This is a genomic window from Stenotrophomonas veracruzanensis (assembly GCF_032911525.1).
GTDB classification, from domain to species: Bacteria; Pseudomonadota; Gammaproteobacteria; order Xanthomonadales; family Xanthomonadaceae; genus Stenotrophomonas; species Stenotrophomonas africana.
The window spans coordinates 1-21,424 of sequence record NZ_JAWJTI010000040.1 but is presented as its reverse complement, the minus strand read 5'-3'; the positions used below and the strand labels follow the sequence as shown (position 1 = coordinate 21,424).

General features: G+C 64.5%; 20 protein-coding genes, 1 tRNA gene and 2 pseudogenes. 10 read left to right on the top strand and 13 right to left on the bottom strand.

Annotated elements, in window-relative coordinates; genetic code table 11:
• Window positions 1-855: a hypothetical protein gene (locus tag R1H25_RS17800; protein WP_317224234.1), complete on the bottom strand. Its 855-nt coding sequence runs from the start codon at window positions 853-855 to the stop codon at window positions 1-3.
• Between the two features lie 39 nt (window positions 856-894).
• Between R1H25_RS17800 and R1H25_RS20390 the strand changes: the two are divergent.
• Window positions 895-1,287: pseudogene (locus tag R1H25_RS20390) on the top strand (DnaB-like helicase C-terminal domain-containing protein); the annotation flags it as partial.
• Here R1H25_RS20390 and R1H25_RS17795 read toward each other — a convergent pair.
• Entirely contained in the window at window positions 1,269-2,327 is a 1,059-nt protein-coding gene (locus tag R1H25_RS17795) for a phage tail tape measure protein (protein ID WP_373695573.1), read from the bottom strand. The pseudogene R1H25_RS20390 and the gene R1H25_RS17795 sit on opposite strands and share 19 nt — an antisense overlap.
• 108 nt (window positions 2,328-2,435) lie before the next feature.
• Complete coding sequence (locus R1H25_RS17790; protein ID WP_317224232.1) at window positions 2,436-2,711, bottom strand: hypothetical protein; 276 nt, start codon at window positions 2,709-2,711, stop codon at window positions 2,436-2,438.
• A gap of 65 nt (window positions 2,712-2,776) precedes the next feature.
• Here R1H25_RS17790 and R1H25_RS17785 point away from each other — a divergent pair, with 65 nt between their 5' ends.
• Window positions 2,777-3,412 carry a hypothetical protein gene (locus R1H25_RS17785; RefSeq protein ID WP_317224231.1) on the top strand — a complete coding sequence of 212 codons (636 nt, stop codon included), beginning with the start codon at window positions 2,777-2,779 and terminating at the stop codon, window positions 3,410-3,412.
• An 8-nt stretch (window positions 3,413-3,420) separates the two neighbouring features.
• Here R1H25_RS17785 and R1H25_RS17780 read toward each other — a convergent pair whose 3' ends face one another.
• The 3 genes from R1H25_RS17780 to R1H25_RS17770 form a co-directional block, all read right to left on the bottom strand.
• On the bottom strand, window positions 3,421-4,041 hold the full coding sequence (locus tag R1H25_RS17780; protein WP_317224230.1) for a hypothetical protein: 621 nt from the start codon (window positions 4,039-4,041) through the stop codon (window positions 3,421-3,423).
• A gap of 766 nt (window positions 4,042-4,807) precedes the next feature.
• Window positions 4,808-5,086 carry a hypothetical protein gene (locus tag R1H25_RS17775; RefSeq protein WP_317224229.1) on the bottom strand — a complete coding sequence of 93 codons (279 nt, stop codon included), beginning with the start codon at window positions 5,084-5,086 and terminating at the stop codon, window positions 4,808-4,810.
• A 285-nt stretch (window positions 5,087-5,371) separates the two neighbouring features.
• Window positions 5,372-5,641 (bottom strand): hypothetical protein, encoded by a 270-nt coding sequence (locus R1H25_RS17770; protein ID WP_317224228.1) that lies wholly within the window; start codon window positions 5,639-5,641, stop codon window positions 5,372-5,374.
• Between the two features lie 306 nt (window positions 5,642-5,947).
• Between R1H25_RS17770 and R1H25_RS17765 the strand changes: the two genes are divergently transcribed.
• From R1H25_RS17765 to R1H25_RS17750, 4 genes are all read left to right on the top strand, one after another.
• A complete protein-coding gene (locus R1H25_RS17765; RefSeq protein ID WP_317224227.1) occupies window positions 5,948-6,316 on the top strand; it encodes a hypothetical protein in 369 nt (122 codons plus the stop codon).
• Window positions 6,317-6,449: 133 nt separating this feature from the next.
• Window positions 6,450-7,337 (top strand): hypothetical protein, encoded by an 888-nt coding sequence (locus R1H25_RS17760; protein WP_317224226.1) that lies wholly within the window; start codon window positions 6,450-6,452, stop codon window positions 7,335-7,337.
• A 177-nt stretch (window positions 7,338-7,514) separates the two neighbouring features.
• Complete coding sequence (locus R1H25_RS17755; RefSeq protein WP_317224225.1) at window positions 7,515-8,033, top strand: hypothetical protein; 519 nt, start codon at window positions 7,515-7,517, stop codon at window positions 8,031-8,033.
• A 49-nt stretch (window positions 8,034-8,082) separates the two neighbouring features.
• On the top strand, window positions 8,083-8,859 hold the full coding sequence (locus tag R1H25_RS17750) for a hypothetical protein (RefSeq protein WP_317224224.1): 777 nt from the start codon (window positions 8,083-8,085) through the stop codon (window positions 8,857-8,859).
• Window positions 8,860-8,882: 23 nt separating this feature from the next.
• Here R1H25_RS17750 and R1H25_RS17745 read toward each other — a convergent pair.
• From R1H25_RS17745 to R1H25_RS17725, 5 genes and pseudogenes are all read right to left on the bottom strand, one after another.
• Window positions 8,883-9,503: pseudogene (locus R1H25_RS17745) on the bottom strand (tyrosine-type recombinase/integrase); the annotation flags it as partial.
• Window positions 9,504-9,756: 253 nt separating this feature from the next.
• Window positions 9,757-9,832: transfer RNA gene (locus R1H25_RS17740), tRNA-Ala, on the bottom strand.
• Between the two features lie 93 nt (window positions 9,833-9,925).
• A complete protein-coding gene (locus R1H25_RS17735; protein WP_317224223.1) occupies window positions 9,926-10,852 on the bottom strand; it encodes an alpha/beta hydrolase in 927 nt (308 codons plus the stop codon).
• On the bottom strand, window positions 10,842-11,735 hold the full coding sequence (locus tag R1H25_RS17730) for an alpha/beta hydrolase (RefSeq protein ID WP_317224222.1): 894 nt from the start codon (window positions 11,733-11,735) through the stop codon (window positions 10,842-10,844). Before R1H25_RS17730 ends, R1H25_RS17735 begins: the two co-directional genes overlap by 11 nt.
• Window positions 11,736-11,756: 21 nt before the next feature.
• A complete protein-coding gene (locus R1H25_RS17725; RefSeq protein ID WP_317224221.1) occupies window positions 11,757-12,812 on the bottom strand; it encodes a sugar phosphate isomerase/epimerase family protein in 1,056 nt (351 codons plus the stop codon).
• Window positions 12,813-12,913: 101 nt separating this feature from the next.
• Between R1H25_RS17725 and R1H25_RS17720 the strand changes: the two genes are divergently transcribed.
• On the top strand, window positions 12,914-13,495 hold the full coding sequence (locus tag R1H25_RS17720; protein WP_317224220.1) for a helix-turn-helix domain-containing protein: 582 nt from the start codon (window positions 12,914-12,916) through the stop codon (window positions 13,493-13,495).
• 180 nt (window positions 13,496-13,675) lie between these two features.
• Window positions 13,676-16,006, top strand: coding sequence for a TonB-dependent receptor (locus tag R1H25_RS17715; RefSeq protein WP_049447624.1), 2,331 nt, complete (start codon window positions 13,676-13,678; stop codon window positions 16,004-16,006).
• A 71-nt stretch (window positions 16,007-16,077) separates the two neighbouring features.
• On the opposite strand, the gene R1H25_RS17710 is transcribed toward R1H25_RS17715, so the two are convergent.
• Both R1H25_RS17710 and rnd read right to left on the bottom strand, forming a co-directional pair.
• Complete coding sequence (locus R1H25_RS17710; RefSeq protein WP_057501886.1) at window positions 16,078-17,151, bottom strand: hypothetical protein; 1,074 nt, start codon at window positions 17,149-17,151, stop codon at window positions 16,078-16,080.
• 90 nt (window positions 17,152-17,241) lie between these two features.
• The gene (rnd, locus tag R1H25_RS17705) at window positions 17,242-18,321 is read right to left on the bottom strand and encodes a ribonuclease D (RefSeq protein ID WP_154349402.1); all 1,080 of its coding nucleotides are present in this window, start codon (window positions 18,319-18,321) and stop codon (window positions 17,242-17,244) included.
• A gap of 84 nt (window positions 18,322-18,405) precedes the next feature.
• On the opposite strand from rnd, the gene R1H25_RS17700 reads away from it, so the two are divergent.
• The gene (locus R1H25_RS17700; RefSeq protein ID WP_317224219.1) at window positions 18,406-20,298 is read left to right on the top strand and encodes an SUMF1/EgtB/PvdO family nonheme iron enzyme; all 1,893 of its coding nucleotides are present in this window, start codon (window positions 18,406-18,408) and stop codon (window positions 20,296-20,298) included.
• 88 nt (window positions 20,299-20,386) lie between these two features.
• Window positions 20,387-21,283, top strand: coding sequence for a M48 family metallopeptidase (locus tag R1H25_RS17695; protein ID WP_049447620.1), 897 nt, complete (start codon window positions 20,387-20,389; stop codon window positions 21,281-21,283).
• Window positions 21,284-21,424 lie beyond the last annotated feature (141 nt).

The window sequence follows — 21,424 nt, the reverse complement described above, 5'->3', positions numbered from 1 at the left end:
TCAGCCCTCCACCGCAGTCTGAGTCGCGCCGTCGGCGGCGGAGGCAGCGTCGGTCGGTGCCTGGTCAGCATCCGCCTCATCCTTGGGAGGGTTGCGGATCTCTTGCAGCTGGTCAGCAGTGAAGCGAGCCTTCGTCTGCAGCGTGGCGATCAGGTCATCAGCGGACTTCCTGCCGCTGGCGATGATGTTCCACCACTTCGGCAGGTTGGCCGAGAAGTCGGCTTCGGAATACAGCGGCAGCCGCTTGTCGGCCTGGCTCTCGATGGCGGCACGCGGCTGCTCGTTGCTGGCCGCGCCGGCCTGCGGGATGTCCATGACTTCTTCGGCGATGGGCATGCCACGCAGGACGTCGGGGAAGACGTCGCGCAGGGCGAAGGCACGGGCGCGCATCTGACGCATGCGCTTCGGGTACTGCGTCCACGGGCCGCTCTTGCCCAGCAGGCCGGCCACCTTGGCATCGTCCATGCTGAAGTTGCGGACCTCCTCGGACTCGCCGCGGCGCTTCACGCGGCACACGGCTGTGCCGCCGTCGTCCGCCTCGGTGATGTACTCGCACAGCGGCGAGCTGCGCACCAGGGCGATGACCGCATCACCCCAGAGGGCAGGGCGACCGTTGATGATGGCCAGGTTCTGCAGCGCCTGCAGCGGCTTCAGGCCCAGCTCGGCGCCCCACTGGATGGCGATCAGGCAGTTGGCGGGCTTGCCCTTGAAGTCTTTCGGGACTAGGTCGCTTTCGGCGAGGTAGTCGCAGAACTGAATCGCCTGTTCGAAGGTCTGCGGGCTGAGGTCGAACTGCTGGCGGGGCTGTGCAGCGAGGCCGACCTGCGGCTGCTGCTGGGCGGCGGGAAGATTCATTTCTGTGGCTCTCCGGCCGGCAGGGCCGGCGATGGTGGAATGGGGTGCAGCACCGAAGCGATCCGCAGCATGATGGGTGCCTCGATCTTCCTGGACGATGACCCGCAACTGTCGGCGCCTCAGATCGTCGCGCGTGCGAAACGTGCCCATGCACGCAAGCCGCTGCGACTGGTCGTCATCGACCACCTGCACGAAATGTCGCTGCCAGGAAAGCAGGACGAGGCGCTGGAGCGCGGGCAGGCGCTGCGCGACATCAAGGGGTTGGCCAAGTTCCTGAAGTGCCCTGTGCTGGTGCTGGCCCAGCTCAATCGAGCGGGCGCCAAGGGTGAACGCCCGAAGGTGACCGACATCCGTGGATCGGGCGGCATCGAAGAAGTGGCCGACGTGATCCTGTTCGTCCACCGGCCCGACGTCTACAACCCAACCGACCGGCCTGGCCTGGTCGAGGTGATCGTGGGCAAGGGCCGGAACATCCAGACCGGCACCGTCGTCTCGCTGCGCAACGAGTACCAGTTCCAGCGTGCTGTCGACTGGGACGGGCCACCACGGGCACGACCGCCGCCGAAGCCCAGCACCGGAATCGACTCTTTCACCACGCCCCCGACGCCGCCGCCTATCCCGAGAAAGCCACCAATGCCGGTTCCGCCGAGGCTACCCAGCAAGCCAACTGCTGCCTGCTTCGCCCCCATGCGCGCCAAGTCGGCAATCACCGACCGCGCGAGGTCGCTGAAGGACAACTTGCCGGTCTCCGCGAACCTGACCCAGGCATCCTCCCAGCCGCTGAGCGCGGTGTTCATCAAGCTGTTGGCCTGTTCCAGCGCATTCCCTGCGGCGAAGGAATAGTCCTCCCAGGCGCGGCGCGCGCCGGCACGCCAGTCGCCCAGCATCGCCAAGCGCTGCTCTTGATAGCCCCGCTCGATCTCCAAAGATCGGTCAAGGCTGGCCTGCAGAAGTGCCACCTCTGCCTGGTACTCGCCGCCGCTCAGAGTGCCTCTCAACTTCTCTTTGTCCAGTGCCTTTTGCTCATCCAGGTACTTCCGCTGGATGTCCAGCTGCCTCTGCAACATTCCGGTGGCATCTGCACCTCGGCTTAGGCCTATCAGATCGACTTCTGCCTGCTGCCGCCGCTGCTTCTCCAGCTGTGTCAGTCGTTCGATCAGGGCCGCCTGCGCAACCATATCCCGTTCGTTCTGCTGGGCCACGGTGGCGATGTCATGCGACATGGCCAGGCGCTCCCGCTCTGCTTCCAGCAGGCGGCGCTCGGCGTGCGTGAGCGTGCCCTTTCCGTCGGCCAGACGGATATCGATCTCTTCGATCAAACGCTGCGACTGCGAAACCCGCTGCCCGCTGAGGGCCAGCTCATCGTTGGCCGAGATCTGTTGCTGCACTCTCGCCAGCAGCTGTTCCACACCCGAGCGCGCTGTCTTACCGCTGCCGGTCGTGCGCTTCGCCGACTCCTCTTGCGACTTCATGTAGTTGGCGATGGTCGCCTCGATCTCAGCGCGGGTTCGTCCGGCCGCGATGCCCTCAGCCTCGATGCGCTCGACCTCTGCGCCAATCTTCAGCTGTTTGTCGTACATCTACAGCCGGCGGTTCCACTGATCCGAGGCCTTCTTTGCGTCGTTCGGATCGTCCATCTTCATGACGAGCCACATGCGCTTCTGCCCGTGGATGCCGTTGAAACTGCCCTGATGGCAGTCCTTGCACAGGGCCACGGTCGTGAAGTGCTGGCCCTGATTGATGTGATGGGCGTCGCTCGGCCCTGGCCGGCTGCAGACGCTGCAGGGCAGCAGCTTCACCGCGTCTACGTGCCGCTTCTCCAACGAGGTAAAGGGCTTAGAGTTCTGGGAGCGCATCAGCAGGTCTCCCGGACTGACTTGGGAGTGGTTATGCTCCCGCCATGGACAGGGGGCATGGACACATGGAACTGAAGGGTCAAATCAACTGGAAGACCGTCGGTATCTATTCCGGCCTGATCGGTACCGGGTTTGTAGCGGCGTTCGTGCTGCTCGCTTTCACCGGCCAAGTACAGTTCGGAAAAGACGCGCCGGCGTGGGTGCAAGCAGTGGGCAGCGTTGTGGGCATAGGTGTCGCCATTGCCATACCGCTGACGACATCCCACCGCGACGAGAAAAGGAAAGCGCAGGCAGACGCAGCAAAGGCCCGCACCTTTGCCCTCCATCTGATGCCTCAGGCCGACCGGCTTCACAATCGCCTTCGTTCGGTGAACCTGTTGATGATGGATCAGGAAGAGGACGAGATCGCTGGTGCTTTGGAATTGCTGAAGCAGGCGACAACCCTCGATGCGTGGGGGTATCAGCTCCACGAACTTGGGAAAGCCGGTGACCTCCTGCAAGGCTCGATCGCAGCCGCCGTTGAAGCGCTCACGTTGCTCGATGATTGGGATTTCTATAATCGCTACAACGGGCAGATCTATGACGACAGAACGGGGGAGGTGGCGGAATTCGAAAGGCCGCAGCCAGCTAACCCTAAGCTGCTCCGGGCCGAGTCTCTGGCCGAAAAATCGGTTGAGGCACTGAGGGCTCTTTTCCTCTGAAGACTGTTTCACGCAACCCTCCTGTTCTGCCCTGCCATGTCCCAGAATTCGGCGCGCACCTCTTCGAGCATCACGTGGGTGTAGTGGTGGCCGATGTACTCGGTCAGTCCGTCGAACAGCTCCTGGAACCTGGCCTGTTCCATCTCGTCGAATGACAGGCTTTCGGCGCGTTTGACCGGGATGGTGCGGATCTCCGGCAGCACACCTGCAAGCACCTTTCGGGCGCCAGCACCCAGCAGCGATTCGCAGGCGTCCAGCACCGCGGCAATGACCGGCGTGGCGTCCATTTCCACCGTCTCGCAGCACACGCCGGCGTCCAGCTGCAGGCGCTTGATCGCATCGTGCGCGTCCAGCTGCTCCCAGCCCTCAACGTTGTCGACCATGAGGTGCCCGATCTTGTGGATCAGCCGGTGCTGCCATTCCTCCCGCGGCTGCTTCAGCTCGCCGCGGATCTCCTCGCCCACGCGGAACTTGCGATCGCGCAGCAGGCGCTGGTCGACGGCATTGGCCGGCACCAGGGCGCCCACCAGCTCGCCGGTGTTGGGGTCGATCAGCTTGGCCACCACCAGGTAGAACGGCCGGCGTGCGCGCTTGGCGCGGATCTTCTTTGCTGCAGCGGTCAGGGTCATTCGTCGTCTCCTTGGCTGCGGCGACGGCTGCCGAGACGCTGCGCCAACTGCCTCTGCGGCTTTGCCGGCGGAGCGGTCTGCTCGAACTCGAACGCAGGCGGCGTAACCGGCGACTCCTTCTACGAAGTAGGCGAGGGCGGCCGTCCGGAGCTGTTCCAGCAGAACGGCAGGTCCGAACAACAACTTCGGGCTCAGCGTGATTCTGACCAATCTCGGCGGCAACAACTGGCGAGTGTCGGCCTACACGGGCTCATCGATTGTGTTCGGCACGGTGTGGGTATACGACTCGGTTGTGACTGGAACGCCGGGCAAAACCGGGATCGAGGTCTACCTAGAGCACACCGGCGAGCTGGCTTTCGCCTCCTAGGCAAAGCCCCTTCGCATCGTAGGCGTGACAACTGCCCCGTTCGGGGCGGCAGAGGGGGCCTACATGCAGGTCCCGGCTGGTAGGCGCTACGCGGTGATCTCGTCTCGTTCGTGTCAGCGGATTGAGCGTGGCGTGGGCTTCCGCCTGACCGGGCCGCAGGGGGATGGGACCGGTGGGGGAAGTTCGGGGCGCTTCTACTACGCCGGCGCTGCCGCTTTGATCCCCCAGTCCGACAATGCGACGCAGTTCAGCGCATCCGGCCACTTCGTGTTGATCGACGTGACCGGCCACTGAGCCGCAGCGTCACGACGAATGAACGTCGGGGCGTGTCAGATTGCGCCCATGTGCTATTCCGCCCAGATCACCGCCGCCTACCAGCGTCGGTGAACGCCCAGGTCATCAACGAGTAAGGAATATTCGTTTGAAGACGACGCGATTCTTGTACTTTTGGTTGATAAACTTGGACAGCCCGATGAGCATGATGAAGAACGCAGCACCCCCAACGATCACGTGGACGCTGACTGCCAAGTAGAGCGAAGTGATTAGCGTAGCCAGCAGTGCCGCAGAATGCGCCTCTCTGGGTGCGCCGTAATGAACCTCGGATCTACAGCCTTGGCACACACGGATGCCGTGCTGCGCTTCTCTGAAGCAATACGGACAGCTGATCAGATCGAGCATTTGCTTCTCCTTCCAGTACTTCGCGAGTATTAGATGAAGGATCGGCTTTGGGGTATCGGGATTTTTCCTACACCTTGTAGGGCTATCCCCTGAGGCGCCGACAAGCGGCACCCATTCAACGAGCATCGGCTGGCAGCGTAGGGAGAACCCCGAACGTCAGTGGGTGGTTGCCCGATACCGCGCGTCCGCCGTTGCGGGCATTCTGACTGTGCCGGATCCGGGGCCGCAGGCAGCTCAACCCGGGGGCGCGTGAGCAGCACCGCGCCGGCACCCGCCGAGTGACGATCAGGTGCGAACGTCGCCGATTTGCTCGGTCAGAACTGTTAGAGATTGCTGGAAGGCAGCGGCGAAGAGATCGCCACCACCGTCCCTGTGCTTGGCCGCGATGCTAGGAAGGAGCTCACTCCATGCATGAGAGAGGTTCTCAGGCTCTGGGTGGGTTAGTACACACATTCGAAGTGCGTACTCCATCGCCTTGAGGTAGCCGCGGTGCATTTCCAGTCCGGCCTCGCAGGCTTGGAGGCGGTCTAGGATTTCATTGATCTCGGCGCTCATGGTGGTCTCGACAGGCAGGGCGGGGAAGGCGATAGTTCGCGGACGTCTAGACGAGCCCGCTATGAGCGTCCTCAACGTTCTGATCAGCCGTGACCAGCTTGTCGTTGCTGTGGATACGCTTGCAGAGGATGCGCTGACAGGCGCTCAATCTGCTGGTGCAAAGGTTCTCCTGATACCTCAGCACAACGTGCTGCTGGCTACGAGGGCGGGGCCCAGTTCTTTCTGAAGATCTACGAGCTGGCTCTGCAGGCGAGCTTCCGGGCCGACTTCTCCATCGAGCAGCTTTCTGCCGAGATGGGGCCTGTAATGGACCAACTGTGGTTGAACTATGAGAAGGCGGCCGCAGAGGCTGACCTGCCTATCGAACAGCTGGGGACCGAGATTGTCCTGGGCGGCTGGTCGCCCAGATGCGGCAGGATGATGGCCACGGCCTACGCCAAGAGCGACAGCCGGCAGGCTACGTCAGTGCAGCCGATCGGCGGCCAGTTCGCATCACCAGGTGATCCACTCAAAGGTGTGGCGCCGAGCATGCTGCAGGTCGACTTGATGGCGGCGGGACGGCTCCAGGCAAACTACCTCAACGAGCAGATGGGCCGGCAGGTCGCTGGCGGCCGTCTGCTGATCGGGTTCTTGCAGCAGGGCCAGGCTGTGGTGAAGGACCTAGGAAGCTTATAGCAGGCACTGCACCCTATGGAGTTGCCGGACAGAGTAGCCGTGGGGGGGCGTGGGGGATGGACGGTTCACTGTCGTACTAGTTCTGCTAGATTCCCCGAGGCCTCCATGGTTGAGGGTGACAAAGGAGAGCATCATGGTCTTTGGAAGAGTCCTAGTGCGTTTCGTTGTTTCTGGCGTCCTGATGATTTCAGGTTTAGGTTTTCATGCGGCGGCAAATGCGCAAGATACCTTGAAATCCTGTGACGGCTGCAGTCTGGATCAGATGAAGAATACGGCATGGCTTGATACCAATGCCGAGGAGGCACCTTTTTGGGGGTACAAGTACTATGTCAATCGTCAGAATGGAGTCATCGCCAAGTTTGTGACGTCCAAGGAAGATGGACCTCCAGGTGATACCTGTCCTCCGGGTGGCGGGGTTGGGTGCCAGAGCGTTGTAAAGGTGTTCCCGGATGTTCCCGAGTCGGCATTTACGGATTATGCGTTCAAGGCACAACAGGTTTGGGGCTCGCAGATAGTAATCGAACCCGGCCCAGGAGTTCCGAATAACGCATACGAGTTCGTGCAATATCCACAGATGAGAGAAGTGGTGATGGCACAAGCCCACACCAAGTCTGCGTTTCTCAATCTTGTAACCCAAGCAGTGCGTGGCCTGATCGATCAGCATCTGTTGAGCTTGCCCCCCAAGGTGGTCTCAGTAACGCTGATCCTTCCGGATGGATCGAGGGTCATCGCCATCATGGATCCGACGACCGAAAGGCTGTCTCACGAACCCAATACCGTGCGCGACGCTGCCGGAAATTTCGTGCCAGAGACTCCTGGCAAGGTGGCCGGTGGGATTGGCCAGACGACGTACTATGACTTCACCAATAATCCAGCTGATCGATTTAAGTTCGTGCAGTGGGTCAGCTCGTTAGGGGCAACCGTTACCGGTCCGACTAGTGGTCAGAAAATGTACTGCACTGAAAGTGCGGACAACTCAGGTGCTGGTGTAAATGTAATTATTACCTGCACTGCCTACTAGAGCCTGCATTCGACATCCAGTTGCTGATCTCTGCTTGGTGGGCCGGCGTTTTGCCGGCCCACCTCTTGCAAGTGCTCTTGGAACCGTACCGCAGCGGAGGTATGCAAGGCTGAGCGGTTAAGACTGACCGTTGAGCAAGTCGCAGCGGTTGAGACAGCCGGCAGTATCCTTCCGGCCATGCTTCCCTCGCACGGCTACCAAGGCTTCCACACCGCTCCCGTTTCGTCTGGCTGGGTCCAGATGGGGGAGAGCTGGGTGCTGTGGTGGGGCGGTCGACAGATCGCCAACATCAGACACGGCAAGGATGGCGCTGTGCGCGTGCGTCTGGATGCCCGGAAGATGTGGCAGATCAAGGAAGTTCCGGCCGCCAGCATCGCCCAAGGCAAGCGCTACGCCGAGCGCTGGTGCGCTGCCAGGCTCTATCCCGATCTGCCCCTTCGCGAGGCCGTCGCCCGGCTGACCGACAGCACGCCGATCCAGCCGGCCCCGCCATTGCCCGGCCTGCCGCCGACTCGCGAGCAGCAGCAACAGGCCCGTCGTCTTGCTGAGGCCGGAGCGAAGGAGATCGAGCGGATCGAGGAAGCGCTGGAGCCGCGCCGACCGCTGAAGGAGACCAAGCCTAGGGCGAGGGATCCCATGAAGGCGTGGGTCAGGGCAGGGCGAAGTAGATTGAGTAGAGGAGTATCTGGGATTTGACAATTGCCGAAAATCTCAGAGACTCGCTTGATTCAATAGGAATCTGACCGTGCAAACTCAGCCGGATCTCTTGCAACAGTACCGTGCCCTTTTGGTTGAAATGACCGCAATTTATCGGGATTTTGAAGGGGCAATGACCAAGCCTCAGCGCAGAATGGCTGGAAGAAACGGGTCCGTGTTCCGTTTCCCTGTACAAGATGCTGAGCACGCCATAATCCTGAAACTAGCAGCAATGCTTAATTTCTTGAATGGCGCATTGCAGCTCTGTGAGTCTGGGGTCGTTTTGGCGCAAGGGGCGTTGGAGCGCATGGCAGATGAGGCAGCAGAGGATGTCACATTCCTTGCCGTTGGCATTTCTCATGGAATGACGCAGCGGCATCTGGATTTTTTGGATTATTTCTGGAGAGAGGACTTTACTGATTTCGACGACACAATGAACTCATTTCAAAGTCGACCTCAGGTTCCCAGAGATAAGATAGCCGCAGCGATTCATGCCGTTGGAAATGATCCGAGCACTGGCTCTAAGGTCTCAAAGATCATCACCAAGTCATACTCCGGATTTGTCCACGCCGCCGCGCCGCATGTGATGGAATTGTATGACGTGCCTGCAGGGAAGTTTCGTGTGGAGTCTTCACCCGCCTATCGGAAGCTGGAGCATCAGCAGGATCTCTGGAACTACATGTACCGGGGAGCTATGGCCATCATGGCAGCGGCCAAAGCCTTCGGTAGCGATGCCCACTTCCAGCAGATGGGCGCCTCGCTGGAAGAATTTCAGGATCAGACGCAGCGCAATGGCGGCTTCCGCCGAAAGCGCGTTGCCGAGTAATTAGGCAGCAAAGATGTACTGCCTTACGCCACTCGCAGCTGCACCACATTCCCATCGCGCAACCGGTCCAGGTAGTCCGCCCACTCCTGCATCATGCGAGCCCGCTCCTCGATGTGCTTCGTCCGGTTGTATGCCCGGCCGTCCGGATCCTTGACCATGTGCGAGAGCTGGTGCTCGATGATGTCGGGCCGGAATCCCAGCACCTCGTCAAGGATGGTCCGCGCAGTAGCGCGGAAGCCGTGCCCGGTCATCACGTCATCCTCGAACCCCATCTTGCGCAGCGCGGTGTTCACCGTGTTCTCGCTCAGCGGTCGCTTCGGGCTGTTCCTCCCTTGGAAGACGTACTGCCCTTTGCCTGTGAGGGGCTGAATCTCGCGAAGGATGGCCAGGGCCTGCCTCGACAGCGGGATCAGGTGCTCCCGCCGCCGCTTCATGCGGCCGGCAGGGATCAGCCACTGGCCGGCATCCAGATCGAACTCCGACCATTCCGCCTTTCGCAGTTCGCCGGGGCGCACGAACACCAGCGGTGCCAGCGCCAGTGCCCAACGGGTGACCTGCCTCCCTCGATACGCGGGGATGGCGCGCAGCAGCGGCACCAGCTCGCGGGCCTCTGTGATCGCCGCATAGTGGTTCCGTGCCGGCGGGTGAGATCTCCAGGTAAAGCCCGCCGCCATCGAACAGCTTCTGGGTCTTTCCCGTCGGTTTAGCGCGCCGAATCGCGAGGTCGGAGAGTGGGGGCATCGATCTTGGGGGCATTGGGCGGATGCCCCAAAATATGCCCCCACCGTCTCACCAGCTGCAACGCATTGGACCGGTCTGCACCGTGCAACGAAAAAGGCCGGAAGCCCTGCTAATTCAGGAGTTCCGGCCTTCTGAGTGCGTTGCCGCACTGAATAGTGGTGGAGCCAAGGAGGATCGAACTCCTGACCTCGTCATTGCGAACGACGCGCTCTCCCAGCTGAGCTATGGCCCCACGGCAGGCTTTCAGTGTAGCGCTGCCTGCCGGCCTTGCCAAGCGCCGGGCCGGGACGGCGGCTGGCGTGGATCTGCCACCGTCCCGGCCGCGTCAGGTCAGGGCCTGGCGCAGCAGATCCCCCGCGCGCTGTACCGCTACGCCGGTGGAAACAGCCACTCCCTGCAGATGGATGCAGGCGTGGATCATTCCGGGCAACCGCTCGAGCGTGCAGCCGATACCTGCCGCCTGCAGCCGCCGCGCATACTGCTCGGCCTCGTCACGCAGTGGGTCGTACTCACAGCTGAGCACGGAGGCCGGCGCCAGTCCCCGCAGGTTGGTTGCGTGGGCGGGCGAGGCCAGTGCCAGCGGCGGATGCAGATCACCAAGATAGCCCTTCCAGCAGCGCCGCATCAGTTCGGCGCTGAGGTAGTAGCCACTGGCGTACTCGCGGTAGGAATCGCTGCCCATGCCGGCATCCAGCGCCGGGTACAGCAGCAGCTGGTGGCATGGTTGTGGCAGCCCCCGTTCGCGCAGCAGCAGGCAGCAGGCGGTGGCGAGGTTGCCACCGGCGCTGTCGCCACCGATCGCCAGCCGCTGTGGGTCCAGGCCAAGGCGCTCGGCGTTGTCCTGCAGCCACTGCCAGGCATCGGCGACGTCATGCAGTGGAACCGGGAACGGGTGTTCCGGCGCCAGCCGGTAGCCCACGGCGACAATCACGCAGCCGCCGGCATTGGCCAAGGCGCGGCAGGGACCGTCGTAGACCGCCAGCGAACACTGGAACCAGCCGCCGCCGTGGGCGAACAGCAGGGCCGGCGCCGGTCCATCGGGCAGCCCTTCCGGTGTGTAAAGGCGGACTTCCAATGCATCCCCGTCGCGTGCGATCACCGTGTGCTCGATCACGCGTGCAACCGGCTGCGGCGCCCCCTGCAGCGTCGGCAGCGCACCCTCGCTGATCGCACGCAGTTCCCGCAGGTCGTCGGGCAATGGCTGCGACGCCACGGCGTCGACGAACTGCTGCAGCGCCGGTTCAAGCTGCATGGTGTGCCTCCTGCAGGAACGGCAGCAGCTGTGCAAGAAATGCCTGCGGCGCTTCTTCCATGATGAAGTGGCCGCAGCCCGGCACGATGCTGCCGCGCACGTCATCGGCATGTGGCTGCAGGGTCAGCATCGGCGCGTCGCCGGTGGCGTGTTCGGCGCCGATCGCCAGCACCGGCATCGGCAGCCGGCGCTGCGCGCGCAGCTTGTTCTGGCGGATGGTTTCCGGAATCGCGCGGTACCAGGCGAAGCCTGCGCGCAGCGCGCCGGGGCGGCTGTAGGCGGCGATGTAGGTATCGGCGGCCACTGCATCGCGCCGGTACGACCAGCGATCGAACATGAATTCCAGGTAGGCGCGCTCGCGACCGCTGATGAGCGCCTCGGGCAGATCGGCCACCTGGTTGAACATGAAGTGCCAGAGGAAGATGTTGTCGGCCGGTGCGGCGAAGATGCCCGGCTCGGGCGCCAGCCCGGGAATCACCGCTTCGGTGACGGCCAGCTGGCGCACGGCCTGCGGCTGGTCGCTGGCCAGCGCATAGGCAATCCACATGCCGATGTCATGGCCGACCACCTGGTAACGGTCGTGGCCCAGCGCCTGCATGGTCTGGTGCAGGACGGCGGCGGCGCTGCCAGTGTCGTAGCCGTGAATGGGGCGATCGGATTCGCCGATGCCCGGCGGATCCACGGCAATTGCTTCGAAGCCGGCCTGGGCCAGCGCGTGCAGCACGTGGCGCCAGGCGTACCAGGTCTGCGGCCAGCCGGGAATCAGCAGCACCGGTGCACCGTGGCCTGCAGATACGCAATGCACGCGCTGGCCGTCGATGCGCAGGTAGTGGTGGCGCAGCGAAGCGTCGCCGGCAGCGCCAGCGGAAAGGGAAGTGGTCATGGGGGAGTGCTCCGTCGGGGCTCAGGCGATGCCGAGCATCTGCTGCATCTGTGTGGTGCTGATCGGCGCACCGGCGAAGTCGTCGAAGATCTTGTCGGTGACCGGAATGATGTGGTCGCGGATGAATGCGGCGCCTTCGCGCGCGCCGGCTTCCTGGTCCTTCAGGCAGCACTCCCATTCCAGCGTCGCCCAGCCCTGGTAGTCGTACTGGGCCAGCTTGGAGAAGATCGACTTGAAGTCGACCTGGCCATCGCCCAGCGAGCGGAAGCGACCTGCACGTTCGGTCCAGTCGGCATACCCGCCATAGATGCCCTGGCGGCCGCTGGGGCGGAACTCCGCATCCTTGACGTGGAACATGCGGATCAGCGGGTGGTAGATGTCCAGGTACTCCAGGTAGTCCAGCTGCTGCAGCACGAAGTGGCTGGGATCGAACAGGATGCGGCAGCGCTGGTGCTGACCGACGCGCTCGAAGAAGCGCTCGAAGCTGGTTCCGTCATGCAGGTCTTCGCTGGGATGGATCTCGTAGCAGAGATTGATGCCGTTGTCCTCGCAGGTGTCGAGGATCGGCCGCCAGCGTCGTGCCAGCTCATCGAAGGCCGCGTCGATCAGGCCCGGCGGGCGCTGCGGGAACGGGAACAGATACGGCCATGCGAACGAGCCGGAGAAGGTGCCCATGTCCTGCAGGCCGAGACGGCGTGATGCGCGGGCGGCCAGGTGCAGCTGCTGCTGCGCCCATTCGCTGCGGGCCTTCGGATTGCCGCGCAGTGCTTCCGGGGCGAAGCCATCGCAGAGTTCATCGTAGGCCGGATGCACGGCCACCAGCTGGCCGAGGATGTGGGTGGTGAGCTCGCTGACCTGCAGGCCATGCTCGGCCAGGGTGCCGCGGATGTCATCGCAGTAGTCCTGGCTGTCGGCAGCAGTGGCCAGATCAAACAGGCGTGCATCCCAGGCCGGGATCTGCAGGGCCTTGAAGCCGTGGCCGGCGGCCCACGCGGCGATACCGGCAAGTGAGTTGAATGGGGCCTGGTCGCCGGCGAACTGCGCCAGGTGCAGGCTGGGGCCCTTGAGGGTCTGCATGTGTTGCTCCATTTGTTTGTCGATCGACAAAGAATAGGCGCGACCCTCGCGATGGTCAACACCCGCGTTACACTGCGCGCCTCACTGGAGCAGGCAGGCAGATGGCAGGGCGACCGCGCGAATTCGACAGGGACCAGGCATTGCGCAAGGCGATGCTGCTGTTCTGGCAGCACGGCTATGAAGGCACGTCGATGTCGGCACTGGTCGAAGCACTGGGCATCGCCTCCGCACGCATCTACGCCGCGTTCGGCAGCAAGGAGCAGTTGTTCCGCGAAGCCGTCGCGCTGTACGAGGAAGGCGAGGGCGGCTTCGCGCCGCGCGCGCTGGAGAAGGCCACGCTGCGTGAGGCGATCGGCTCCATGCTGCGCGAAGCCGTGCTGACCTACACCCGGCGTGGGCGGCCGCACGGCTGCCTGGTGGTGTCCTCGGCCAGCAGCGTCTCGCCCGATGGCGAGGGCGTGCGGGACTGGTTGGCCAGCCATCGTCGCCAGCGCACGGCCGCGATCATCGCGAGGCTGCAGCAGGCGCAGGCCGAAGGGCAGCTGGCCGACGATGTGGCGGTGCAGGCGCTGGGCGATCACTTCGCCACGGTGCTGCACGGCATCTCGGTGCAGGCCCGCGACGGCATCAGCCGCGAGCGCCTGCTGGCGATGGTCGATGTGGCGTTGGGGCCGCTGCCCTGAGTCAAGCCTTCAGGGCGTGCGGAATGCCCGGCGACTGTGCCGAAACCGCTGGTTTGGCCGGGCTTGGAGGTCGCGCAACGAAATCGTAACAATTTGGGGGATAATGGCGGCTTGCGCAGTTCTCCTCCCTTTTGCCGCCCGGCTCGCGCAGGCCGCACGGACGCCTCCTCAGAGCATTTCATGCCCTCCCATTCCGATTCCCGCCGTCTGTCGGGTATGTCGTCTTCCTTCGTTTCCTTCCGCCGCCATCCGCTGGCCCTGGCCTGTGCCGGCCTGGCTCTGGTCGGCAGCTTCGGTGCCGCCGCGCAGGACAGCGCGCCGACCCCGACCGGGCTGGACACGATCACCGTGACCGCCGAACACCGCGAGCAGAACCTGCAGGAAGTGCCGGTCTCGGTGGGCGTGGTGCAGGGCGAGCGCATGCGCGACTTCACCGCCGGCGGCGACGACACCCTGCTGGCGCTGTCCGGCCGCGTACCGAGCCTGTATGCGGAAACCACCACCGGCCGCATCTTCCCGCGCTTCTACATCCGTGGCCTGGGCAACATCGACTTCTACCTGGGTGCCTCGCAGCCGGTGTCGATCATCCAGGACGACGTGGTGCTGGAACACGTGGTGCTGAAGTCCAACCCGGTCTATGACGTGGACCAGGTGGAAGTGCTGCGCGGCCCGCAGGGTTCGCTGTTCGGCCGCAACACCACCGCCGGCATCATCAAGTTCGACACGTTGAAGCCGACCCAGGACTACACCGGCCGCGTCAGCGCCAGCTATGCGACCTACAACAGCGTGTCGATCGACGGCGGCTTCGGCGGCCCGATCAACGACATCGCCTCGTTCCGCGTGTCGGCCCTGTACCAGCACCGCGACGACTACGTTGACAACACCTACCGCGGCCCGAGCGCCGACGGCACGGTCAGCCCGAAGAAGAACGCCATGGGCGGCTTCGATGACCGCAACGTGCGCGCCCAGCTGCTGCTGACCCCGAGCGACCAGTTCTCGATCCTGGCCTCGGCCCACGCCCGTGACTACGAAGGCACCTCCACCCTGTTCCTGCGCGGCGCGCTGACCAAGGGCTCGAACAAGACCGACGTGCCGCGCGACCAGGTCGCCTACGACGAAGCTGACAACAATCCGCAGGCCTACAAGACCTACGGCGGTTCGGTGAAGGCGCGTTACGACTTCGGCGCGATCGACTTCACCTCGATCACCGCCTACGAAACCACCTCCGGCTACAGCCGCGGCGACACCGACGGCGGTGCCGCGGTGAACTTCCCGGTCAACGGCGTGCCGAACGGCTATGGCCAGTCGATGGGCCGCATCCGTGATCTGGACCAGTGGACCCAGGAATTCCGCCTGGCCAGCCATGACGACAGCGCCCTGCAGTGGCAGGCCGGTGCGTTCTACTTCAACGGCAGCGACACCACCGATTTCTACCAGCGTGCGTGGTTCCTGCAGGGCGCGGCCCGCAACCCGAACAACTGGGTGCGCCTGCGCAACAAGAACACCTCGTGGGCCGGATTCGGCCAGCTGAGCTACGCCTTCACCGACAAGTTCACCGTCACCGCCGGCCTGCGCCAGACCAAGGACGAGAAGCACACCCGCCTGCTGAAGACGGCTGACACTGCCGCCGGCGTGGTCACCTACAAGGGCCGCACCGACGTCAAGATGTCCGACACCACCCCGAGCTGGGATCTGAGCGCGATGTATCAGATCACGCCGGACGTGAGCGTCTACGCCAAGGTCGCACGCGGCTTCCGCGGCCCGACCATCCAGGGCCGTTCGGCGGTGTTCAATGCCGACTTCACCACCGCTGATTCCGAGACCATCCTGTCCTGGGAAGCGGGCGTGAAGAGCAGCCTGTGGGACAACCGCCTGCGCCTGAACGCCACCGCGTTCACCTACACCGTCAACGACATCCAGCTCAACGGCAACGATTCGGACGGCAACGGCGTGCTGTTCAACGCCGACAAGGCCAAGGCCTACGGTTTCGAAGCGGACATGGAGCTGCGTCCGATCCCGAACCTGACCCTGAGCGCCGGCCTGAGCCTGCTGCACAGCGAGATCAAGGACAAGCGCGTGTACGCGCAGGTCTGCGGCCTCAATGGCCAGGTGGTCTGCACCGTCGGCGACCCGACCATCAAGGTCGGTGCCAACACCTTCGCGCAGATCGACGGCAACCCGCTGCCGAACGCGCCGAAGTACAACGTCAACCTGGCGGCCCGCTACGACTTCCCGGTGAGCGACGCCGGCACCATGTTCGTCTCCACCGACTGGAACAAGCAGGGTTACACCAGCTTCGTGCTGTACGACAGCAAGGAGTTCAACTCCAAGGGTGACTTCGAGGGTGGCCTGAAGATCGGCTACTCGGGCAACTACGGTGCCTACGAGGTGGCGCTGTTCGCGCGCAACATCACCAACGAGAAGAACCTCAAGGGTGTGATCGAGAACTACATGGCCGCGGTCTACAACGAACCGCGCACCGTCGGTGTCTCGTTGAACATGAACTGGTAAGCCTTACCCCGTCGTGTAACGGAAACGGCGCTCATCGAGCGCCGTTTTTCGTTGCTAGGCATCATCCGTGCTCACGGCGTGGCGCTGACGCCCTTGCCCAGCGCTGCATCGGACGGCGCACTGGGGCCCAGCACCTGCAGCTGCATCGCCTCCATTCGCTCCAGTACCTTGCGCTGCTTGCCGTTGAGGCCGCGCGAGGTGATTGCGATGTGCTTGCGTGCAGCGTCCAGCGGCGCGGGTTGGTAGTGCACCGTGAAGCGGCGCAGGGCGCATCCCGTCAGCTTGTCGACCGGTGCGCAGTCGTTCGCGTTGAAATCGATATCGCCGTCGGCGGCAACAATGAAGGGGCTGAGCAGGATCTGCCCTTCGCTGGCAGTGAAGGCCAGTGGCGCGTGGGCCTTGGCGATGACCGCCTGGATGCGTACGGCAGGGATGTCTTCAGGGACGATCCTGTCATCCCAGTAGCCTTCGGTCGGGCGCGAGGTTTCGTAGTTCTGGGTGCCCCATGCCACGCAGTTGCCGGAGGCCACATGCACCGAGATGCAGACCTGCTGGGAGTGCTGATCGGTCAGGACGCCGGGTGGTACCCAGACCTTCTTCCAGGAATAGAAACGGTAATCGACGTCGGCCAGGCGGGTGGCGCCGATGTCCTTCGATACTTCGTCCGCGGTCCCCAGCGGCTTCAGCTTGGCCACGCGGGTGTTCAGGCGGTAGTTCTCCGCACCGTTCAGCAGATAGGTGCCTGGCGGAATCAGATGCACCTCGAACACGTCCATCAACACCGTCCGCTGCGGGCCGGTTTCCAGTTCGTTGGTGTTGAACAGCTGCACATAGCCCTGGGAGGGAATGTCCTTGTGCTGGAAGGACACCCGCGTCGAGAACCCGGGTAGGTCGGTCGAGCGGTTGCCCAGATGAAAGCCGGGCACCGGAGAGCCGACGCCTGGCCCGCCGTTGTGCACGACATACGGGGCCGGCACCAGCACGGCAACCAGACCGTCGCGGGTGGCACCGTCAATGATGTCCACCAGCTTGGCTGTGTTCTCCTTTTCCTGTGCATAGGAAAGCGGTGCGGCTTGCCCAGAGCATGCCAGGCCCAACGTGGTTAGCAGCAGTGCGCAGGCGGTCGCGATCTTGAGGGTCTGCATCGACGTCTCCTTGTCAGTACCGGTAAACCCTAGCACGGCCCCAGCAGGCTCGAGGTGCAGGGCGCCGGCGTGGTCCGGCGCCTTGTGCCATCAACGTGCGGGCAGCAGGGCCTGCAGCCGCGATTCCAGTTCCTGCTGGCGCCAGCCGGCCAGTGCGGCCGGCCACTGGCGACGTTCCAGATAGCTTTCCAGGTGCTTGCGCGAGGCCAGCACGCCATCCGGCAGGCCCAGTTCGCGGCTGCGCTCGGCGACCGCGTCCTGCAGCTTCTTCAGTGCCTGCTTGTTGCTGTCGTTGGCCGGCAGCGCCAGCGGTGCCTCGGCCTCATCGGCCAGCGGTGTGTCCAGCGCCTGCCACACGGCGCCAGCGAGCTTGCGCGGTGCCTTCGGGAACTGTTCGAACAGCGTGCCCAGCGCAGCGGCATCGGCCGGTGGCGTGCGGGCCAGCGTGGCGGCCAGTTCGTTGTCCAGGATCCAGCTCCGCGGGCGGTCGCTGCTGCGGGCCTGGACATCGCGCCAGCGCAGCAGGCGCAGCAGGCGGCGCTGTGCGGCGGCATCGAGGAACTGCGCCGAGCGCATCGCCAGGTGCGGCCAGCGGTCTTCGTCATTGGCGACGCTGGCCAGCAGGCGTTCGCCGTCGTCGTGCAGCCACTGCTGGCGGCCCAGCGCCTGCAGCCTGGCATCGATGGCGTCATGCAGCGCGAACAGGTGCTCGACGTCGTCGGCGGCGTACTGCAGCTGCGATTCCGAGAGCGGACGGCGCATCCAGTCCGAACGGGTTTCGCCCTTGGCCAGCGCCACCCCGGTGATCTCCGCAACCAGCTTCTGGTAACCCATGCCGCCACCGATACCGGCCAGCGAGGCACCGATCTGGGTGTCGAACAGCGGTCGCGGCAACACGCCGCAGGCCCACTTGAAGGCGACCAGGTCTTCGCTGGCGCTGTGCATCACCTTGATGATCGATTCATCGGCCAGCCAGGGCGCCAATGCTTCGGTCATGCCGGGAATCAGCGGATCGATCAGCAGGATGTCCTGTCCGACGGCCATCTGCACCAGGGCCAACTGCGGCCAGAAGGTGCGTTCGCGGATGAATTCGGTGTCCAGGCCGATGCGGGTCGGACGCTGCTGGAAGTACGGATCCAGCTCAGCGGGGGTGGTGATCCAGGTTGCCACGGGTCAGGGCCTACTACTCGGGTTTGCTCAGGCAGGGGAGAATAGCCTAACGTCGGTCCGCATCCGTGCCGAAGGAGATCCTGCTTGCGTTTTCTGCTGTCGTCCGCGCTGTGCACCGCCCTGGCTGTGGCCCTGGCCGGCTGCACGCCGTCGCCCTCGGCAACGGCGGAGCCGGCGCCGGCTGCTGGCGAAGACGCGCGGCCGCAGGAAGGTCCGCAGGTGGACACAGCCCTCGGGAACGGGCAGGGCAGCGTCACCATTGCCGGCGAGGATGCGGCCGAGGATGTGCAGCGGTGGACAGCGCCGCGGGTTGATCGGCAGGGGCGCACGCTGGCCCAGCTGCGCCGCGCGGCCGAGAAGGCATTCAACGAAGGGCATCTGTACGAGGACGCCGACGCAGCGGTTCCGCTGTGGTTGGCGGTACAGGAGGAAGACCCGGATGACCGTCAGGCCCGCATTGGCCTGCAGCGTGCCCGCCAGCGCCTGCAGCAGCAGGCGGACGCGCTGCTGGTGCGGCCGCTGAAGCAACGCGAGGCCCTCGCTGAGGCCAGCCGCCAGGCGCTGGTACTGCTGACGCTCGCGCCGAAGGACGAGAAGGTGCGTGCGCTGCAGGGGCGGGTCGAGACCGCGCAGCGCGCGGTGGCCTACAACCGTGCCGGCGAAGAGGACCTGCGGTCGAACCGGATCGGTGAAGATGGTGACGGTGCCATCGGCAACTTCCGCGAGGCCCTGGCCCTGGATGAACACAACAGCCGGGCGCGGCAAGGCCTGGCAGCAGCGGAGAGTGGCTTGATCCGCCGCGCCGAAGACGCCGCGCGCGTGCGCGACTTCGCCAGCGCGGGCACCTGGCTGGCCGAAGCCAGCAAGGTCCGCGACTCGTCACCGACCATTGCCGATGCCTTCGAGCGCATTGAGCAGATCCGTGCCGCCACGCTGCTGCAGCTGCGCGATGACGGTCTGCGTGATCTGGCCACGCCGCAGGGCCTGAAGCCGGCCCGCGAGAAGTTGGCCGAGGCCGTGCGCATCGCTCTGCCGGGAGACGCGGTGGTGGCCCAGCTGCGCGAGCGTATCGATCTCGCTACCCATTACGGTAGCTTCCGCCCGGGCCAGGTGTTCAGCGACGCCATGCGTGATGGCGGGCGCGGGCCGCAGATGGTGGTGGTGCCGCATGGCGGCTTCCAGATGGGTGCCAGTGATGCCGAGCCTGGATCCAGTGATTCCGAGCGCCCTTCACACTATGTGCGCTTCGATCGCGGTTTCGCGATGGCGATCACCGAGGTTACGGTCAGCGATTTCGAACGTTACGTGAAGGCGTCCAATGCGCGCCCGCGCGCGACCCGGCGTGGCCATTCGGTGGTATATGACGAGCGTAGCGGCAACTTCATCCGCCGCAGTGGAGTGGACTGGCGCTCTGACTATGACGGCGGCCGCGCGTTGGGCAACTCGCCGGTGATGCACGTCAGCGTGCGTGATGCCGAGAATTACGCGGCGTGGTTGTCCGAGCAGACCGGCCGCAGCTACCGGCTGCCCAGCGAGGCCGAATTCGAATATGCACTGCGCGCCGGCAGCAGTGGGCGCTACCCATGGGGCGACGCTGGCACGCCGCCGCCCGGCAGCGGCAACTTCACCGGCAGCAAGGATGTCTCCCCGTCCGGGCGGCATTGGCACAACGCCTTCATCGGCTACGGCGATGGCTGGTGGGGACCGGCGCCGGTGGCCAGCTTCCAGGCCAACGCCTTTGGCCTGCACGACATGAGCGGCAACCTCAGCGAATGGGTGGCCGATTGCTGGCATGCCAGTTACCGGCGTGCGCCCTCCGATGGCGCCGCCTGGTTCAACCCGGGCTGTCGTTCGCGGGTGATCCGCGGCGGCAACTGGGCCAATGCGCCCGAACAGACCCGTGCGGCCTGGCGGCAGTCACAGGATTCGGACACCACCAACGCCCGCATCGGTTTCCGCCTGGTGCGGGGCATCTGAGGGGCACCGGGCTTCACCCGCTGCTGGCGTCCGCGCACTAAGATTGCGCCGTGCCCGCCGGCCGGCGGGGCCTGCTGGACGACCCCTGATGCGCAATGATCCCTTTTCCCGCTCGCCCCAAGGCCCGCAGCGTCGCGGCCTGTTCGGCAACATTCGCTGGTGGGTGCTGCTGCTGGCGGCCGGCTATGCGGTGTTCTACTGGTTTTCCAACCGCACGGTGGACCCGTACACCGGCGAGAAGGTGATGATCGACAGCAGCCTGGACGCGCGACAGGAGACCGCTTTGGGGCTGCAGGCCTACCAGCAGATCCTGTCGCAGGAACGGCCGATGGATCCCAGCGCACCGATCGCGCGCGATGTGCGCGACATCGCCCAGCGGCTGATTGCCAAGGTCGATGTGGTGGAGACCGCGCTGGCGCAGGAACACGGCGTGCAGCCGGCGCATTTCGCGCGGGATTTCCAGTGGGAGGTGAACGTGATCCCGTCCGATCAGGCCAATGCGTTCTGCCTGCCGGGCGGCAAGATGGCGGTCTACACCGGGCTGGTGCCGGTGGCGCGTACCCGCGACGCGATGGCGGTGGTGATGGGCCACGAGATCGCGCATGCACTGCTGCGCCATGGTGCACAGCGCATGGCCCAGCAGAAGCTCACCCAGATCGGACAGGTGGCCGGTGCCGCAAGCGGCATGGATGCGCAACAGCAACAGATGATGATGTCGGCGATGGGCTACGGGTATCTGCTGCCCTATGCGCGCAGCCACGAGACCCAGGCCGACGAAGTGGGCCTGATGCTGGCCGCAGCGGCGTGCTTCGATCCACGCGAGGCGGTGCCGCTGTGGCAGCGGATGGGCCAGGCCGGTGGCGGCCAGTCGCCGCCGGAGTTCGCATCTACTCACCCGAACCCGGGTACCCGCATCCAGAACCTGCAGGCGCTGATGCCGAAGGCACTCGAGTACCGGCAGAAGTTCTGCGAGCAGGCAAAGTAGGGTGGTGCTCGGCAGGGCTGCGCCCTGCACCTGCCGAAGCAACAGCAACAGCAACAGCGTGCATTCCGTGGGATGGCGGGGTGGGTCCGGTTGCGGGGGCCGCTGCAAGTACGTCCATGTAAGCTCGGTCGCCGCATCCAT

What these genes read in the sequence shown, in the direction of transcription:
- R1H25_RS17730 (WP_317224222.1), bottom strand. Translation starts at nt 11,735, where the DNA reads ATGACCACTTCCCTTTCCGCTGGCGCTGCCGGCGACGCTTCGCTGCGC.
- R1H25_RS17720 (WP_317224220.1), top strand. Translation starts at nt 12,914, where the DNA reads ATGGCAGGGCGACCGCGCGAATTCGACAGGGACCAGGCATTGCGCAAG.
- R1H25_RS17695 (WP_049447620.1), top strand. Translation starts at nt 20,387, where the DNA reads ATGCGCAATGATCCCTTTTCCCGCTCGCCCCAAGGCCCGCAGCGTCGC.
- R1H25_RS17715 (WP_049447624.1), top strand. Translation starts at nt 13,676, where the DNA reads ATGCCCTCCCATTCCGATTCCCGCCGTCTGTCGGGTATGTCGTCTTCC.
- R1H25_RS17755 (WP_317224225.1), top strand. Translation starts at nt 7,515, where the DNA reads ATGCTTCCCTCGCACGGCTACCAAGGCTTCCACACCGCTCCCGTTTCG.
- R1H25_RS17710 (WP_057501886.1), bottom strand. Translation starts at nt 17,151, where the DNA reads ATGCAGACCCTCAAGATCGCGACCGCCTGCGCACTGCTGCTAACCACG.
- R1H25_RS17785 (WP_317224231.1), top strand. Translation starts at nt 2,777, where the DNA reads ATGGAACTGAAGGGTCAAATCAACTGGAAGACCGTCGGTATCTATTCC.
- R1H25_RS17765 (WP_317224227.1), top strand. Translation starts at nt 5,948, where the DNA reads ATGGACCAACTGTGGTTGAACTATGAGAAGGCGGCCGCAGAGGCTGAC.
- R1H25_RS17770 (WP_317224228.1), bottom strand. Translation starts at nt 5,641, where the DNA reads ATGAGCGCCGAGATCAATGAAATCCTAGACCGCCTCCAAGCCTGCGAG.
- R1H25_RS17780 (WP_317224230.1), bottom strand. Translation starts at nt 4,041, where the DNA reads ATGACCCTGACCGCTGCAGCAAAGAAGATCCGCGCCAAGCGCGCACGC.
- R1H25_RS17800 (WP_317224234.1), bottom strand. Translation starts at nt 855, where the DNA reads ATGAATCTTCCCGCCGCCCAGCAGCAGCCGCAGGTCGGCCTCGCTGCA.
- R1H25_RS17725 (WP_317224221.1), bottom strand. Translation starts at nt 12,812, where the DNA reads ATGCAGACCCTCAAGGGCCCCAGCCTGCACCTGGCGCAGTTCGCCGGC.
- R1H25_RS17735 (WP_317224223.1), bottom strand. Translation starts at nt 10,852, where the DNA reads ATGCAGCTTGAACCGGCGCTGCAGCAGTTCGTCGACGCCGTGGCGTCG.
- R1H25_RS17790 (WP_317224232.1), bottom strand. Translation starts at nt 2,711, where the DNA reads ATGCGCTCCCAGAACTCTAAGCCCTTTACCTCGTTGGAGAAGCGGCAC.
- R1H25_RS17795 (WP_373695573.1), bottom strand. Translation starts at nt 2,327, where the DNA reads ATGAAGTCGCAAGAGGAGTCGGCGAAGCGCACGACCGGCAGCGGTAAG.
- R1H25_RS17775 (WP_317224229.1), bottom strand. Translation starts at nt 5,086, where the DNA reads ATGCTCGATCTGATCAGCTGTCCGTATTGCTTCAGAGAAGCGCAGCAC.
- R1H25_RS17760 (WP_317224226.1), top strand. Translation starts at nt 6,450, where the DNA reads ATGGTCTTTGGAAGAGTCCTAGTGCGTTTCGTTGTTTCTGGCGTCCTG.